Source organism: Neobacillus endophyticus (assembly GCF_013248975.1).
In the GTDB taxonomy this organism is placed as follows: Bacteria; Bacillota; Bacilli; order Bacillales; family Cytobacillaceae; genus Neobacillus; species Neobacillus endophyticus.
Map to the genome: position 1 here is coordinate 4794394 of NZ_JABRWH010000001.1, position 14160 is coordinate 4808553.

The following is a 14160-nucleotide window of genomic DNA, read 5'->3' on the forward strand; positions in this document are numbered from 1 at the left end:
TCTTGCATTTGTTACCGAAAAAATAGAGGTTTAAAACCTCGTTTATGTAGATCTGGATGGTCTTCGCAGGGCGCATCAAATGTGCTGCCTTACTTGTTCCCAAAACTTATCGTTCTTGTTATATTCAGCGTTTGATAATATCTTTAATTCTTCATTGGTGTACTCAATAGCTTCCCATTCAGTATCATCAAAGTCGTAGCAGCTGCAATGATATCCTTCTAACACCACAAAGGTTCCGTGATCATTTTCCAATAATATCTGTCTGTTCATTTCGTAATCTGGTTTTGATGTACAAGCTACAACAATATGATGTGGTTTGATTTCAAACCATTCTTTTTTCCAATCCATCTTCCTCATATTTTCATCTCTCCCTTACTTCGTAATAGAATCGAATTGTGTACTAACGTAAAACTTTTCCAAATATCTTTTGTTCACATTTATCGCAAAAAACAGGATTTATCGGCATACCATAGCACCCACACTCAAAACCATTACAACAATGCTCAGGTTTGTAATTTCTTTTAACCCTTATTGAAGTAAAGCAACTGTCGCAAAACCATAACTTACCTTTAGTCCATCTCCATCTTTGCTTTTTCATTTCTTCGACTCCTTAATACGCAATATGGTTCTATTACGTAATTTAATCTTCAAATTCTGTATAGTTACCGCAATTTTCACACCATAACTGTTTATCGATATACTCATGAACAGTTCCACTATTTCTAATATCCGAATAAAGAGAAATTACATCGTTTTTAGCTTTGTAATCATCACCCGTAATGATTTGAGCCCGCAATTATTACATCTAATAGTAAATCCAGCCATTTAACTCACCTCATTGTTTTAGTCCAAATGGTATTTTAAAATTTGGAGGAAGAACCCATAAATGATACATTCCAGCCTCATCTACTAAATTCGATTCACTCGGAAACACTTCAATTGCCGCGCTTTCCTTGCCGAAAATTTCATTTTTAATTCTTTGTTTTTCGATCCACGGAATATCGGTGTTATCAGCATTTCTCATGCAAGCATGCTGAACTGTTCCCCATTCTGTTTCGACATTCCGCACCATGACCACATAATCATTGCCCTGACGATAAACACGGTCTAGTTCACCGAACCATCCAGTGCCTTTTCCTAATTGCTTAGGAGACGGATGTTCTACCCATCCAAGTATCCGGCTTTCACGATCCAAGCGTCTTCTTTCAGCTCTATTCAAATCAATCTTTCCTTTCGCATAAAACATACGGTCTTTCAATTCGCTTCACGATATAGTTTGGGTAAGACCTCATATAAGCTGATAGCAGTTGTTTGAAGTGATCCTTGTCACGGGCTTCCTTCCACAAACGCTTTGGAAGGAGAACCCGAAATGGAACTGGATCTTTATACATGAATCAATTCACCGATTTCCATCGTGTCTTTGAGCAGTTTGGTTGACCGGCAGTAATCACATTTTTCACAACGACGAGGTTGTTCTTTGCCTGACTTCACAGCTAAAACTCGTTCCATTTTCATTTCTAGATATTCGTATTCAAATGCAAAACGGGATTCATCAAAGTGTAAAACGGCTTTATTTGGATGATTTTCCTTTGAAACGGCCACTATATAAGGTGTATAGGTATAACCCAAATTCTCCTCCAGGATTCGCCTATACACTGCCATCTGGAGCACGTAATCCCATGCTTCTACAAACGAGACCCATTCATCATATTTCGTGCTCCAGTACCGTTTGTGCAGTTCTTGTGTGGTCTTTAAGTCAGTGAAGGTTCGTCTTTGATGATTAATGGAATCCACTTTGATTTTCCAATCTGTACCGAAAAGATGGGCTGTGTAGATCTGCTCTTTCTCACCCTCAAGGGCAAATATGGCAAACTTATCGTTTTTCAAAACTTCAATCATTTTGTCAGCTAGTTCAAAGTCTGAATACTTTCCTCCGCGGGCTTTGAAAATTGCTCCGTTATTCTCCTCCACAAACTGCCGAAAAGCTTCATCACTTTCTAGAGCTGCATGGACATAAGAGCCAACTATCAAAGCGTTTGAGGAGGGCTCAATATAAGCCCCACTCAATTTCGCCATTGCTTTTGCTTCACATTCCATAAAATTCTTGAATTGTGATACTGAAAGATATTGCTGATTAGCTTCATTCGAATGATAGTTCGAACTCGTTAGAATCAATTTTTCCTGTATGTTGTTCATTTACCTCACCATTCCCCTCTGCCTGTTGTTCCGGCTGTGCTTCTTGGTTAAAATCCTCTGAAAGTTTACTGCTGGACTTTTTGGTCACGTTCTTATCAAACCAATCATCCACTTTACTCATTCCATCTTTCAGGGAATTGTAAATTTTGATAAGATCTAAAAAATCTACCTCTGTAAAAGAATCTGCATTGTAACCAAAACGATCTTCAATCATTTCTTGTGTCACACGATACTGATTCTTAAAGGCTTTAAGAGAATTTGCCACGCGGTCTTTTAATGGTCCTTTAGAATTTCCTTTTAACGTTTCATCGCACTGAACAACCGCTTTTTCGACGATATCACCAGGAATGACACTTAAGATGCAGGAACGTACTCGACGAGCTCCTTCATTTGCAACCTTTTCATAAATGTCCCGAGGATCATCCAGTTTCTTTACGGTTCCATTCGCTTTTCGAGCATGTTTAACAGTAAAAACCTTTGTTTGACGTGTATTTGTTTCTAAGTCCCATGCATAAGCCATCACAATAGATTCACCTTCACGCTGCTCTAATTCCTTAATCCCGAAGTCAATGTTTCCCCAATTTTGGGCGATAACCTCAGCCAAGCGAATGGAAGGCCCTGAAACTCTAGTTCCCCCTCTTGGGTACTGGTAAACAGCTGTTCCTGCCAGAGCCGGACGTTTACAGGCATCTAAAATCCGCTGCTCAGCTTGGAAAACATTCCGAGGGAACTGACGGGCCATGAATATGGCCCCTTTCACTTCCTCCATTTCACGATTGCTAGATGCTTGAGCTAATACATTTGGTTGTTGGTATTGTGGTGTATATTGGTTTTCAAATTGGTTGGTTAAATTGTTCATTAGGCTGAAACCTCCTCGTTATTTTTAATAACATCAGCAAACTGTGGATACTCTGCTAAATCCGCTTTTTTTAACACGGAATAAATCTCAATTCCATCCTTAATAAAGAAAATTTTGTAAGGGTAATCATCCGACTCAATATCATTTACCCTGACTTCCAACTGTAATTCGGGAATTTCCTTCATCCCGAATGTTTTATGGTTCACATGAATTGCATCATCATATAAGCTCAAACCAATAACGCCGGCATTTTTTAAGTCCTTACGAATGGCGATAAATTCTTTCATTTTTTCAATGTTCATATTAATTGCCTCCTAATAAAATTTGGTTGCTTAGATCGGAGAGCCTATAGTAGAATTAATTAGGTTAATTTTTTCTAAGGCTTATCCCTTGACTCATGTTCGCAGCATGAGTCATTTTATTTTTAAGTACCTTTCGTTGATCCACTTAGTGAAACCTTTCCACAGGATCAGAACCTGGTTGCCATCTTGCTTGAGAACATACACCTCCAATCCCTTCGGAACATCGCATATTCGAGCTTTACTGGATAAGGAATTCATAAAATTTAGCCGACGTTTTAGAATGGCTCTTGGCATCAGTCCGCCTGCCTAAATTCGAAGTTGTAATGATCTACTAAGTGGCTTTCTATAGAGTTTTCATCAAAGGTGATCTTAAGAGTCCTATCTCTCACCAATCCCCCTCTAAAAATAAATTGAAGCTGCTCTACACAGTAACGTTTTAAATGTTCTCTTAATACGATTTCATCAAAGTTGTCGTGATCTATACAGATGCATTCACCTTCGAAGATCTCGTCTCCAAAGAAATCAATACCTGCACACTCAGGTTGAGCTAACACATTTTCAAGGCCTGATGCAGTTTCTAGGTGGCGCCAGTGAGCATCGATACACATTGGATTTTCTAAATCACGCATCGTCTTTTACCTCCTTAAACTAATACAGCATCTGTTTTCAGCAATTCCATTAATGTTATGAATTTTGATGGATAATAATGAGGTTGAGTATCTTTCGGACTTTTCGGATTGAGTAAGTTCTTTCCGTACTCTAAACCCTTTTCCGTCAAGGATTTAAATTCTTTCATCCCACCCTTTGAACTAGGTCGTTCTTTAATTTCCAAAATGCCTAATTCGATTAACTTGGTATTTACCTTAGCTGAACTTAACTTAATGTCATGATCTTTCAATAATTGAGAAAGTGATTTAGTCACTTCTTCATCAACATAAGCCGGTAAATGATTGGTTGGTACTTGATGTTGTTTATGTGCCGCTTCTAGCATCCTGATTTTTGAGGTTTCATCCACTCTTAAGATTTTGGATGTATATTCTACTCCGATCAGTTGCATTTCGAAGGAGTCTTTTAAGGCTGGTGAAACTTTCGCTTGACTTATTCTGATGTGATTCTCCATCTGTTCAAATTTAGTCACATATGCTGCTGTAAAAAGAACTCCTTTTTCACCAGTCATTTTATTCGCTACCATATCGCAACCTTTACGAGTAAGAAGAAAACAGTCATACGTTTTGTTATTTCCTTCGGTTTTGTAAGTACTAGGTATAAAGAAGTTTTGAGAATTCAATTTTGAATTTTCAAGAATGGAAACGTATCCCCGAATATCTCTCATTAGATTTGAATGATCTTTCCCAACCATTAAGGAAACTTCTCTGCTATCAATTAACAATTGTCCGTTTTGTTCGATAACTATTAGTTCGTTCATTTCTACTCCCCCTAGTTTGGTTAATCCTTTTTACCTTCTTTATCATCTTTTTCAGCCTGCTTTAACTTTTTCAAAGCTAATATTTTAGGTAATGTCGTTTTTTCAATGAGTATTAAAAATTTCTTTTTAGCATCACTTGATGGCTGATCGTTATCCAATATCGTTAAGCTCCTTTCGATCTATATTCAATCATCTTGCGAAAATTTGAACGAAATACTTTTCCAAAAACTCTTGCATCCTCGAAGCGATAAACAACCATTTTTCCCCGCGCCTCTCTGGGTAATAAACAAATCCACCGTTATCTAGATCTAGTATTTTTTTGTAACAAGGACGTAAAAGGATGTTTTCTTTTAACCAGTCATCGCTATAACCAGTTGCGTATTCGAGATCCTTCATTGTCCACCAAATTTTTTTATCAATCACAACTACCTCTCCCTAGTTGATTTTTTTGCTATCTATCCAATTGAGAAATTCTTCTCGATAAACTCGTTTGTTACCGCCAATAATAATTGTTGGGAAACCATCTTCTTTAAAAAGCTCGTAGGCTTTCCCTTTGCTGATGTTAAGAAAATTTTGGATATCTAAAGCCGTTAAGACTGGCGGTAAAATAAAATTTTTTTCCACAAAATCACCTCCTCGATTAACCTATAAGTTAATCGGTGTTAAAAAAAAATTTCCTAGAAAAATTAACCATTACAATTAACTTATGGGTTAATCATAATATATATTTTCCAATGAGTCAATTAATTATAATTAATTTTTTAAAAAAGTTAACTTATAAGTAAATTTAGGGTGATTGAATGTGTTTCTTGACTATAGTAAATTAAATTAGAAGGTGGTGTGTTGTGTGAATTTTGGTAGAAGTTTTTTAAAAGCAAGAAGCAAATTTGGTTTGGAGCAAAAAGAAGCTGCCAAAGAATTAGGTATAAGTGCGGCTTTTTTGTCTAAAATCGAAAATAATAAACAAAAGCCAAGCATCGACCTAATATTGAAGGCAGCAGATTTTTACGGAGTGAAACCGGGATTCTTTTTTGAAGGTCAAGAAGAGATAAATTTAGATTCTTTGTATTCAGTGAAAAACAAAGAATTTATTTACGATCTTGATAAAATGACGGATGAAGAATTGAGTGACAAATACAAAATCCAAATAGATGGCAAAGAACTCACCTTAAGTGAGTTAAAAGGCATTATGGCGTATGTCCGTTCTTTACGATCGATGGAGAAGTAATCGATTCCGTTTTTTTGTTTTCCTCCAGAAGTAATAAAATAATTTCGGAGATGTCAATAACTTCTTTTTGCATACGCATCATCAGCTCCTAAAGGGATGGTAGTGGTGACTTACAAAATCGGTAAGTGCCTACTCTCTGTCCATTTACAAAAGAAACGAATGTCGCAACAAGAACTAGCTGATCGTGTCGGAAAGACAAAGCAAACGATTTCAAGATATGTAAAAAACCAGTCGATTATGTCTTACGAAGCAGCGGTTAATATTGCGGCAGAACTAAATTGTGAAATGGAAGACCTTTATGAAATCATAAAAGTCTAAGGGTAGGTCAATGAGTGGACAATGTCTACTCGCGACCGATAGTCATCATTGATGTTAACTTTTAGAACAATTATTAAGTCCATTTTACAACTTAAAAAAGTTTATTTGTCGAAAAAAATTAATACAAGTTTCGACATATTTTTTAAATTTCCGAACAAATTCAAATGAATTAATAAAATTATATCACATAACGGAACAAATGTTCTATAATTTATATAGAAAAATTTGTGAATTATAGGAGGAAAGCACCATGGCTAGCATCCAGAAATTAAGCAATGGTTGGAGGTATAGAGTTTCTTATAAAGACGGAGAGAAATACAAAACGAAAACTCAAGGAGGCTTTAGAACAAAACGAGAGTGTGAGCTTGCAGCTGCTGAGCTCGAGAAGAAATTGCACGTTGGACATGATATAACTGCTGGAGATCAGCTTTTTTCGGAATACATGCGTAATTGGTTTGAGGTATATAAAAAAGGGAAGCACAGCCCAGCAAATGATTCTGTCATTGAACTTGCTGTTAAATTGGTTGAACAATATTTTGTGGGAGTAAAGCTGAAGGAACTGACTAGAGATATGTATCAACGCTTTTTAAATGATTTTGCGGAAACTCATGCGACAGGAACGGTGAAAAACAGACATATTTATATTAAATCATGCATTAAAAATGCGATTGAAGATGGAGTTATTACAAAAGATCCAACTTACAAAGCAGTTATTAAAGGGAAAAAAGAGGATAAAGTCGAGGAACTAAAATTTTTAAATTTCGAAGAAGTGAAATCCCTTGTAAATGAAACTAAAAAAGAAATACATCCTAAATTTATTGCTGGCTATATTATTCTTTTTGCAATTACGACCGGAGCTAGAATTGGCGAGATAATCGGTTTAACTTGGGATTGTGTGAATTTTGAAAATCAAACAATTACTATAAATAAAACGTGGGATTATAAATATACAAATGATTTTTCAAGCACTAAAAATTATGCATCTATGCGCACTATCACCATCGATAAAGAAACTTGTGATTTATTAAAAACCTTGAAAAATATACAAAATAAAAATGCTATGCTAACAGGTTTTCGAAATACAAAAAATCTGTGTTTTGTTAATTCATTTATGGAAGTAATACATCCAAAATCCGTAAATAAAGCATTAAAAAAATTATGCAAAAAATCCAGCGTTTCAGAAATTACACTTCATGGTTTAAGACATACCCATGCATCTATGCTACTTTATCAAGGAATAAATGTTAAATATGTATCTAGACGATTAGGACACGGAGATATCGTCACCACTTTACAAACTTATTCCCATATCCTCGATGAAATGGAGCAAAAAGAATCGCGGCATGTTGACGAAACAATGCATCAGCTATTTGATGTGAAATAAGGAATATCGATTTTTTTCGAGGTTTCATGATGCAAAATAGATGCAAAAAAAAATAAATTTCTACAGGATTCTTTAGGAATCCTCAAAAACAAAAAATGAGGCAAGCCCAGTAATACCAAGGGTTTGCCTTTTTCATTTGTATTCATTAGGATAATAGGATTGTTTCACTTGAACGAATACTCGGATTAAAACCGACAAATAAAATCTTCAAATTTTCTTTAATCCGGTCACTAACTGGTTTCATGGTAACCCCTTTTACAATTTTAATTCATATAAAATTTCACACTTTTTAGAAAAGTTATGATACTTGCCAACAGCCCAACAATAGAAACAACTAACAATGAGTAAAAAAGCCTTGGTTCCTGCAATGTTAATAGCCCTATTGTAATAATGACAGCATCAATGGCTAACAGGATGACACCTACATTAACATTTGACCATTTAGCCAGCAACAGGGCCAGTAAATCCATTCCGCCGGGACTGACATGTGCCCGCAGCATAACGCCAACCCCGATTCCAATAATAAAAGCGCCAATAATCACACTGCTCATGATCGGTAATTGAATTGTCCCGTTTAGCGGCACCAATATTTCAAGCATCATTCCAGAAATAACAGCGCCCATCAACCCATTATAAAAGTACAACGGATTCGATTTAAAAGCAAAAAGATAAACAGGAATATTCAGAATGATAAAGGTAATTCCTGCCTTCAAACCCCATAAGTAATTTAGCAATAAACTGATGCCAAAAAATCCGCCATTGATTAAATGAAACGGAAGAATGAACCCGTTAATCCCAATCCCAATCATGGTGCTGCCAAATCCAATAACGGCTAATTTTTTTACCATAAAACCCCTTCCTTGTCCCTTTTATACTACTTATATGAAAAACTGGTCAGGTTCATTCGAAAGTTCCAAAAATCGAAAAACGATGCTATATTACAGGCACCGTTTTATGCAGGAGTGAGGCGGCGGGATTTATCTTTACGTATTTGCTTTACTTTAGATACGGCCAAGGTAACAAATGGCAGAACCCATAAAAATAACGCAAAGGGCAAATAGGTAAATAACTGGACCCCCATAATGGTACTGCACATAATCGCGAGAACACTCCATGGAACGATCCCAGGAAACAACATCGTCGAATCTCCCATGACCCGCACCAGCTCTTCCCTTCCGTATTTACTGGACCAATGGGGAAGAAAAGATCTGCCTGTTAAGATAATGGGTAAGGTTTGGTTTGCTGCTATTAAACTAATAATAAGCGTCGCAATAATTGTTTTAAATGTATCATCTGTTAAAGAACGGGATGTTTGCATCCATTTATCCAGATATGGCTGAATAACATGCAACTCTTCCAAGAGGCCATTAAAGGCACCTGCTAATGCTAAAAACAGAAGTAATTCATACATATGAACCAATCCACCACCAAGACTGGGAATTCCGCTCCAAAAGGAAGTGGCAATTCTTAATATAGATATATGGTTTAGAATGGCCAGCATCGCAGCAGATAAAATACTGGAAAGGAATCCATAAATAATACTTATACGGCAAACTACCATTAGGATTAAAATGAGCGGAGGTATAAAGTTGCTCCATGTAAATCCGCTCCATTCAATTGATTTCAAATGCATGGGAGCATGGGATGATATCCATAGATCCAAGCAGCCATAAAAACAAAAACAACATCCAACCGCTATCACGGATGTTAACAGCATGGCTTTCCCCTGGTTATGAATAGGGATTTCAACAGTATGTGCCATCAGTTGGTGAGAACTAGAAAATGGTGAAGTCCTGTCACCTACAAAGGCTCCTGAAACTAAAGCGCCTGCTGCCATTCCCAGAGGAAGATGAAGAACCATGGCAGTCCCCAAAATCGGAACACCAATTGCACTTAACGTTCCGACGGTCGTACCAAGCAGCAAGGATACAATCATAGCAGAAAGGAAGGAAAGAACGAAAAAATGCGTGGGTGTAATGAACATTAAGGCTGTCTTTACCATCTGGTCAATCGTCTCTGAAAGATACCAAGATGGCAGTAAAAAACTAACAAGAAACAAAATAATAATCACAATTCGAGTTTTATAGATTCCCAATAAACTAATCTTCATGATCTGTTTCCATGAAAATTTTGCTAATTTCGCAATTCTTACTAATACCAGGTAACCTGGAAGGAAACCAATAACAAGCGGAAAATGGAAAGTCACTGAGCTGGCAACCCCGATAAAGGTTGTCAAAAACAGAATGAAAACTCGAATAGGAGTAATCTGTAAATTCATGCTGAACCACCTTTAAAAAGAAACATACTTTCATTATACAACATTTTATAAGCATGTTTTCTTCATAAAAAATCAGAGCCGTTTCAATCGGCTCTGAAGATTAGAAAGTATTATATACATTCGAACATTTTTCTGACGTTGGTTATTAAAAACAATGCCACTTATAACGAGAAACACATGACTGATGATACCAAGTTCCAGTTCAATAACCAAAAAGTCTGAAATACCATAAACAGAATCTAGCTTTTACTACTGCCATTCCTACACCACCTCAACAACTGTCCTATATCATAGTCGGCAAGAGGTGAGGTTGGCAGATTATTTCTTCTTGTCATATTCAAGTATTTTTTAATTAGAATTATTTGTATTTCTAGCTAGCTTCACTGTAACAGTTTGAAGCTTACCATTCCGATAAAGGCCAATTTTTACATCATCGCCAATTTTCACTTTTGTGTAAAGGAACTTTCGTAATTCAGCAGAATCGGAAATGGATGTCCCATTCATGGAAACAATAACGTCTTTCGCCTGTATACCTCCACGTCCCGCAGCAGAATTAGCATCAACACTTACTACTACCACACCATTCGATAAGTTACTTGGAAGGTTCTGCAAATAAATTTGTGGAACTTCATTTAAATCTGCAAGGCTGACTCCTAAATATGGACGTTGAATTTTACCATTGGTAATCAATTGGTTCACAATTGGAATCACATCATCACTTGGAATCGCGAACCCTAATCCTTCTACACCGCTTTCGGAAATTTTCATACTATTAATTCCAATTACTTGCCCTTCAGGGTTAATCAGAGCACCTCCACTGTTACCTGGGTTAATGGCTGCATCCGTTTGGATTACCGTTGTATCATAGTTTCCAGCGGAGGTTGAAACAGAAATGCTTCTATTGGTAGCACTTACGATCCCTTGTGTGACCGTTCTGGAAAGCTCTGAACCGAGCGGATTTCCAATCGCATATACTTGATCTCCGGGGCGGAGTGAAGATGAATCACCAAAAGTCGCGATCGTATTTACATACTTTCCAGGAATTTTCAAAACCGCCAAGTCTGTCAAGGCATCTGTTCCCACTAACTCGGCAGTTGTTTTTGAACCATCATATAAGGATACTTCTAGCTTGCTGGCTCCTTCTACAACGTGATTATTCGTAACAATATAGGCATAACCGTCCTTCTTCTGGAAAATTACGCCTGATCCTGAACCTGTTTCCACACTTTGCGAAGATGTGGAATTTCCAAAGAAATCTTGCTGTTGTTGTTGCTGGTAATTATCAATCCCAACGATTGCTTTAGAAACTCGTTGAACAGTATCTGCAATCGAACCTGAAGCAGTTGTTGTCGCCTGTGCCGAAACCGGTTTGGCTTGTGTTACATTTTCAGTGGAAGCTGTTACAGACTGATTATTGTAATTATCGTTTGATAAATTCTTGATATAATCTGTATGAGGCAGGACTGCCAGTGTCAAAACAGAACCAACGACACCAGCTGCTACCAATGAAGTAAAACCTTTAACGTTTTTCTTGAAATTACCTTCTGATTTCTTTTCAAACTTTTGAACATTATACGGTTCATCCTTGTTAGATCCGGTATCTTCCGTTCTATTCATCCTATTACTAGTCTCATAAGATCGATCATTGATAGTTGGATCGAATTCCTCTTTTAAGGTACCTTCTTTTGCTTTATCCCCCATATTTGCTGGGACTGATAAATCAACTGAATTTTCCTGTTCGAATTCTTTTTCAAAATTCATAAATTCCAACTCCTTTAAGGCAAATCTATTAATTTTTATTTTTTACTTTAGCTGATAAATCTTAAGAAATTATTAACAAACATTAACGAGATTTGAAAAAATTTAAGAAAAAAATATTATTTTAGAAAAGGAGCATCCTCAAGACTGATGAAAAAGTTCAAAAAGCTTCAGTCCGTGGAAATTTGATGACAAATTTCGTTCCTTTTCCTTTTTCACTAAAAACATTTATTTCACCGTTATGCAACAGCACTAATTGCTTGACAATAGACAGCCCAAGACCAAACTCTCCATAAGGGTTGCTCGTCCTTGATATATCAGCTTTATAAAAACGGTGCCATATATTTTCTACTTCACTAGGATCTATACCCATTCCTGTATCCTCTACTTCAATGACCGCTGCATTCTCCTCGCATCGACCTCTAAGCCAAATGGTTCCGTCTGCAGTGAATTGAATACTATTTTTTGTGATGTTAAGCAGAATTTGTAATAGCCGGTCATAGTCAGCATTGACATAAACATCGGGTGGTGACTCGACCACAATTTGATTATTTCTTTCTTCTGCTTGAAAGCTTAACTGCTCCTGGATAATTTCCAAAACCTCCATGAGCTGAATATCTTCTCGGAACAATCGGATCTGGTTCGAACGAATTTTATCGTAATCAAGGTTTTCATTTACAAGGCGGATCAGCCTTTTGGCTTCTTGACTTACTAAGCTAATTCCCCTTTCCTTGTCTTCTTCCGGAATCATATTATTTTTCAATCCTTCAATCATGCCGCTGATGGTTGTTAACGGTGTCCGAAGTTCATGAGAAACATCTGACATAAATTGCCGTCGGCGGTTTTCCAAACTTTCAATTTCCTCCATAGAGGCATTAATCTTATGGACCATATGGTTGAAATCCTCGGCCAATTCACCAATTTCATCATAATTAGAAGAATGAACATTTACATTATAATTGCCTGAAGAAACTAGGGAGGTAGCCTCCCGGAGCCGTTTAATCCGCTTCACATGAATACGAGATAAGAACCAGCTCTGTAAAAAGGATACGGCAAACGCGATCAATATGGTATACATTAATATTTTATTGATTTGGTGAATCATATCACTTGAACCGCTGATTGATGAAGCCAATATAATACCACCAATAAATTCTCCGTTTTCCAAATAGGGTAAAACTACAAAGGTGACACCTTCTTGACCAAATCGTTTAAAATCGGCATTAACAATTAACGTATGGCCATTTTCTACTTTTTTCCACTCCGATTCAGATAATACGTTGACGACAAGGCCATGTCTTGCAGTTAAATAATTCCTATTCTGGTCAAACAAGCTGAAGTTTATCTTTCGGGCATCAAGGACAGAGCTGTATTCATTAATAATTTGATTGGCAGAAAAAGGTGAACTCTTGATATCAGCCAAAATGGCTTTACCGTATGAAATAAGCTCCTCTGCTTTATTCTGATAAACTAAATTTTCAAGATAATGGGCAAATAATAGACTTAATAATAAAAATGCTACTAGGATAATACTGATATGGCTAAAGAACTGTTGGTAGAAATATTTAAACTTCATCTGCTTTAGTCGAATCATCAAACTTATAACCAACTCCCCAAACGGTATGGAAAAATGGCTTGGCGCTTGTTTCCACCTTTTTTCTCAGTCGTTTAATATGAACATCTACTGTTCGTTCATCCCCATAGAACTGATAGCCCCAAACCCGTTCAAGCAATTGTTCTCTCGAAAAAACCTGTCGAGGATGCTCCACCATGTAATACAATAAATCAAACTCTTTCGGTGTCAGATTCGTTATAAGTGTTCCGTCAACCATCACTTCCCTCGTTGTCTTGGTTACATGAAAATGTTCTGTTTGTAATACATTGTCCTCATGTCCGTTTGGCATCTGCGCCTGAAATCGTCGGGTTACCGCTTTAATTCTTGCCATTAATGTCAAAGGACTAAATGGTTTTGTCACATAATCATCTGCCCCCATTTCCAGACCGAGTACCTGGTCTGATTCACTATCTTTTGCCGTTAACATAATGATGGGTACGGTAAACTTCTCTTCTCTGATTTTACGGCAAATTGTGACGCCATCCATGCTTGGCAGCATCCAGTCGACAATTAATGCATCCCATGTACCTGATTTAAAACGCTGATAACCTTCCAAGCCATCATTGACAAACTCACCCTCTATCTTTTCTTTTGCAAAGAACATTTCGATCATGGAACATACACTTTTATTATCTTCTATTACCAATATTTTCAAATTTCATCATCTCCCAAAACAAAAACATTACCTACCAATAGTGTATACGATTTTTAGGGCATATCAAACGTTCTGCCTAATTCTTCCCAATCAATTAACAGTTTGTTCATAGTTTTTTAATAAATTAGCGGTTCTGTATTT

The 14160-nt window shown here is 36.8% G+C and carries 20 protein-coding genes; 3 read left to right on the plus strand and 17 right to left on the minus strand.

The annotated features are described in order from the left end of the window. Positions 1–75 precede the first annotated feature (75 nt). From HPT25_RS23705 to HPT25_RS23755, 12 genes are all read right to left on the minus strand, one after another. A complete protein-coding gene (locus tag HPT25_RS23705) occupies positions 76–357 on the minus strand; it encodes a hypothetical protein (protein ID WP_173069903.1) in 282 nt (93 codons plus the stop codon). A 43-nt stretch (positions 358–400) separates the two neighbouring features. Next, complete coding sequence (locus tag HPT25_RS23710) at positions 401–598, minus strand: hypothetical protein (protein WP_173069905.1); 198 nt, start codon at positions 596–598, stop codon at positions 401–403. 42 nt (positions 599–640) lie between these two features. After that, entirely contained in the window at positions 641–796 is a 156-nt protein-coding gene (locus tag HPT25_RS28515) for a hypothetical protein (RefSeq protein ID WP_217269812.1), read from the minus strand. A gap of 39 nt (positions 797–835) precedes the next feature. Beyond that, a complete protein-coding gene (locus HPT25_RS23715) occupies positions 836–1219 on the minus strand; it encodes a DUF7694 domain-containing protein (RefSeq protein ID WP_217269814.1) in 384 nt (127 codons plus the stop codon). A 164-nt stretch (positions 1220–1383) separates the two neighbouring features. Continuing rightward, the gene (locus tag HPT25_RS23720; RefSeq protein WP_173069907.1) at positions 1384–2196 is read right to left on the minus strand and encodes a PD-(D/E)XK nuclease-like domain-containing protein; all 813 of its coding nucleotides are present in this window, start codon (positions 2194–2196) and stop codon (positions 1384–1386) included. Beyond that, on the minus strand, positions 2141–3055 hold the full coding sequence (locus tag HPT25_RS23725; RefSeq protein ID WP_217269815.1) for a hypothetical protein: 915 nt from the start codon (positions 3053–3055) through the stop codon (positions 2141–2143). The genes HPT25_RS23720 and HPT25_RS23725 overlap by 56 nt, the downstream gene beginning before the upstream one ends. Next, entirely contained in the window at positions 3055–3357 is a 303-nt protein-coding gene (locus tag HPT25_RS23730; protein ID WP_173069909.1) for a hypothetical protein, read from the minus strand. The genes HPT25_RS23725 and HPT25_RS23730 overlap by 1 nt, the downstream gene beginning before the upstream one ends. A 293-nt stretch (positions 3358–3650) precedes the next feature. Then, a complete protein-coding gene (locus HPT25_RS23735; protein WP_173069911.1) occupies positions 3651–3986 on the minus strand; it encodes a YqaI family protein in 336 nt (111 codons plus the stop codon). A 14-nt stretch (positions 3987–4000) separates the two neighbouring features. Beyond that, positions 4001–4783, minus strand: a complete 783-nt coding sequence (locus tag HPT25_RS28870; protein WP_246277272.1) for a Rha family transcriptional regulator — start codon at positions 4781–4783, stop codon at positions 4001–4003. Positions 4784–4803: 20 nt separating this feature from the next. Next, the gene (locus HPT25_RS23745; RefSeq protein ID WP_173069913.1) at positions 4804–4941 is read right to left on the minus strand and encodes a hypothetical protein; all 138 of its coding nucleotides are present in this window, start codon (positions 4939–4941) and stop codon (positions 4804–4806) included. 31 nt (positions 4942–4972) lie between these two features. Further along, positions 4973–5179, minus strand: a complete 207-nt coding sequence (locus HPT25_RS23750; RefSeq protein ID WP_217269981.1) for a DUF771 domain-containing protein — start codon at positions 5177–5179, stop codon at positions 4973–4975. 39 nt (positions 5180–5218) lie between these two features. Continuing rightward, positions 5219–5407 carry a helix-turn-helix domain-containing protein gene (locus HPT25_RS23755; protein WP_173069917.1) on the minus strand — a complete coding sequence of 63 codons (189 nt, stop codon included), beginning with the start codon at positions 5405–5407 and terminating at the stop codon, positions 5219–5221. A 223-nt stretch (positions 5408–5630) separates the two neighbouring features. On the opposite strand from HPT25_RS23755, the gene HPT25_RS23760 reads away from it, so the two are divergent. From HPT25_RS23760 to HPT25_RS23770, 3 genes are all read left to right on the plus strand, one after another. Further along, positions 5631–6011, plus strand: a complete 381-nt coding sequence (locus HPT25_RS23760) for a helix-turn-helix domain-containing protein (protein WP_173069919.1) — start codon at positions 5631–5633, stop codon at positions 6009–6011. Positions 6012–6107: 96 nt separating this feature from the next. Further along, a complete protein-coding gene (locus tag HPT25_RS23765; RefSeq protein ID WP_217269816.1) occupies positions 6108–6329 on the plus strand; it encodes a helix-turn-helix transcriptional regulator in 222 nt (73 codons plus the stop codon). 250 nt (positions 6330–6579) lie between these two features. Beyond that, entirely contained in the window at positions 6580–7713 is a 1134-nt protein-coding gene (locus HPT25_RS23770; protein ID WP_173069923.1) for a site-specific integrase, read from the plus strand. Positions 7714–7976: 263 nt separating this feature from the next. Here HPT25_RS23770 and HPT25_RS23780 read toward each other — a convergent pair whose 3' ends face one another. The 5 genes from HPT25_RS23780 to HPT25_RS23800 all read right to left on the minus strand — a co-directional run bounded on the left by HPT25_RS23780 (position 7977) and on the right by HPT25_RS23800 (position 14019). Next, a complete protein-coding gene (locus HPT25_RS23780; protein ID WP_173069925.1) occupies positions 7977–8561 on the minus strand; it encodes a YitT family protein in 585 nt (194 codons plus the stop codon). A gap of 104 nt (positions 8562–8665) precedes the next feature. Beyond that, on the minus strand, positions 8666–9991 hold the full coding sequence (locus tag HPT25_RS23785) for a Na+/H+ antiporter NhaC family protein (protein WP_173069927.1): 1326 nt from the start codon (positions 9989–9991) through the stop codon (positions 8666–8668). A 348-nt stretch (positions 9992–10339) separates the two neighbouring features. Beyond that, complete coding sequence (locus tag HPT25_RS23790; protein WP_173069929.1) at positions 10340–11752, minus strand: S1C family serine protease; 1413 nt, start codon at positions 11750–11752, stop codon at positions 10340–10342. Between the two features lie 157 nt (positions 11753–11909). Further along, the gene (locus HPT25_RS23795; protein WP_173071428.1) at positions 11910–13325 is read right to left on the minus strand and encodes a sensor histidine kinase; all 1416 of its coding nucleotides are present in this window, start codon (positions 13323–13325) and stop codon (positions 11910–11912) included. Beyond that, positions 13315–14019, minus strand: a complete 705-nt coding sequence (locus HPT25_RS23800) for a response regulator transcription factor (protein WP_173069931.1) — start codon at positions 14017–14019, stop codon at positions 13315–13317. Before HPT25_RS23800 ends, HPT25_RS23795 begins: the two co-directional genes overlap by 11 nt. Positions 14020–14160 lie beyond the last annotated feature (141 nt).

What these genes read in the sequence shown, in the direction of transcription:
- HPT25_RS23705 (WP_173069903.1), bottom strand. Translation starts at nt 357, where the DNA reads ATGAGGAAGATGGATTGGAAAAAAGAATGGTTTGAAATCAAACCACAT.
- HPT25_RS23710 (WP_173069905.1), bottom strand. Translation starts at nt 598, where the DNA reads ATGAAAAAGCAAAGATGGAGATGGACTAAAGGTAAGTTATGGTTTTGC.
- HPT25_RS23720 (WP_173069907.1), bottom strand. Translation starts at nt 2,196, where the DNA reads ATGAACAACATACAGGAAAAATTGATTCTAACGAGTTCGAACTATCAT.
- HPT25_RS23725 (WP_217269815.1), bottom strand. Translation starts at nt 3,055, where the DNA reads ATGAACAATTTAACCAACCAATTTGAAAACCAATATACACCACAATAC.
- HPT25_RS23730 (WP_173069909.1), bottom strand. Translation starts at nt 3,357, where the DNA reads ATGAACATTGAAAAAATGAAAGAATTTATCGCCATTCGTAAGGACTTA.
- HPT25_RS23735 (WP_173069911.1), bottom strand. Translation starts at nt 3,986, where the DNA reads ATGCGTGATTTAGAAAATCCAATGTGTATCGATGCTCACTGGCGCCAC.
- HPT25_RS28870 (WP_246277272.1), bottom strand. Translation starts at nt 4,783, where the DNA reads ATGAACGAACTAATAGTTATCGAACAAAACGGACAATTGTTAATTGAT.
- HPT25_RS23750 (WP_217269981.1), bottom strand. Translation starts at nt 5,179, where the DNA reads ATGAAGGATCTCGAATACGCAACTGGTTATAGCGATGACTGGTTAAAA.
- HPT25_RS23765 (WP_217269816.1), top strand. Translation starts at nt 6,108, where the DNA reads ATGGTAGTGGTGACTTACAAAATCGGTAAGTGCCTACTCTCTGTCCAT.
- HPT25_RS23770 (WP_173069923.1), top strand. Translation starts at nt 6,580, where the DNA reads ATGGCTAGCATCCAGAAATTAAGCAATGGTTGGAGGTATAGAGTTTCT.
- HPT25_RS23780 (WP_173069925.1), bottom strand. Translation starts at nt 8,561, where the DNA reads ATGGTAAAAAAATTAGCCGTTATTGGATTTGGCAGCACCATGATTGGG.
- HPT25_RS23785 (WP_173069927.1), bottom strand. Translation starts at nt 9,991, where the DNA reads ATGAATTTACAGATTACTCCTATTCGAGTTTTCATTCTGTTTTTGACA.
- HPT25_RS23790 (WP_173069929.1), bottom strand. Translation starts at nt 11,752, where the DNA reads ATGAATTTTGAAAAAGAATTCGAACAGGAAAATTCAGTTGATTTATCA.
- HPT25_RS23795 (WP_173071428.1), bottom strand. Translation starts at nt 13,325, where the DNA reads ATGAAGTTTAAATATTTCTACCAACAGTTCTTTAGCCATATCAGTATT.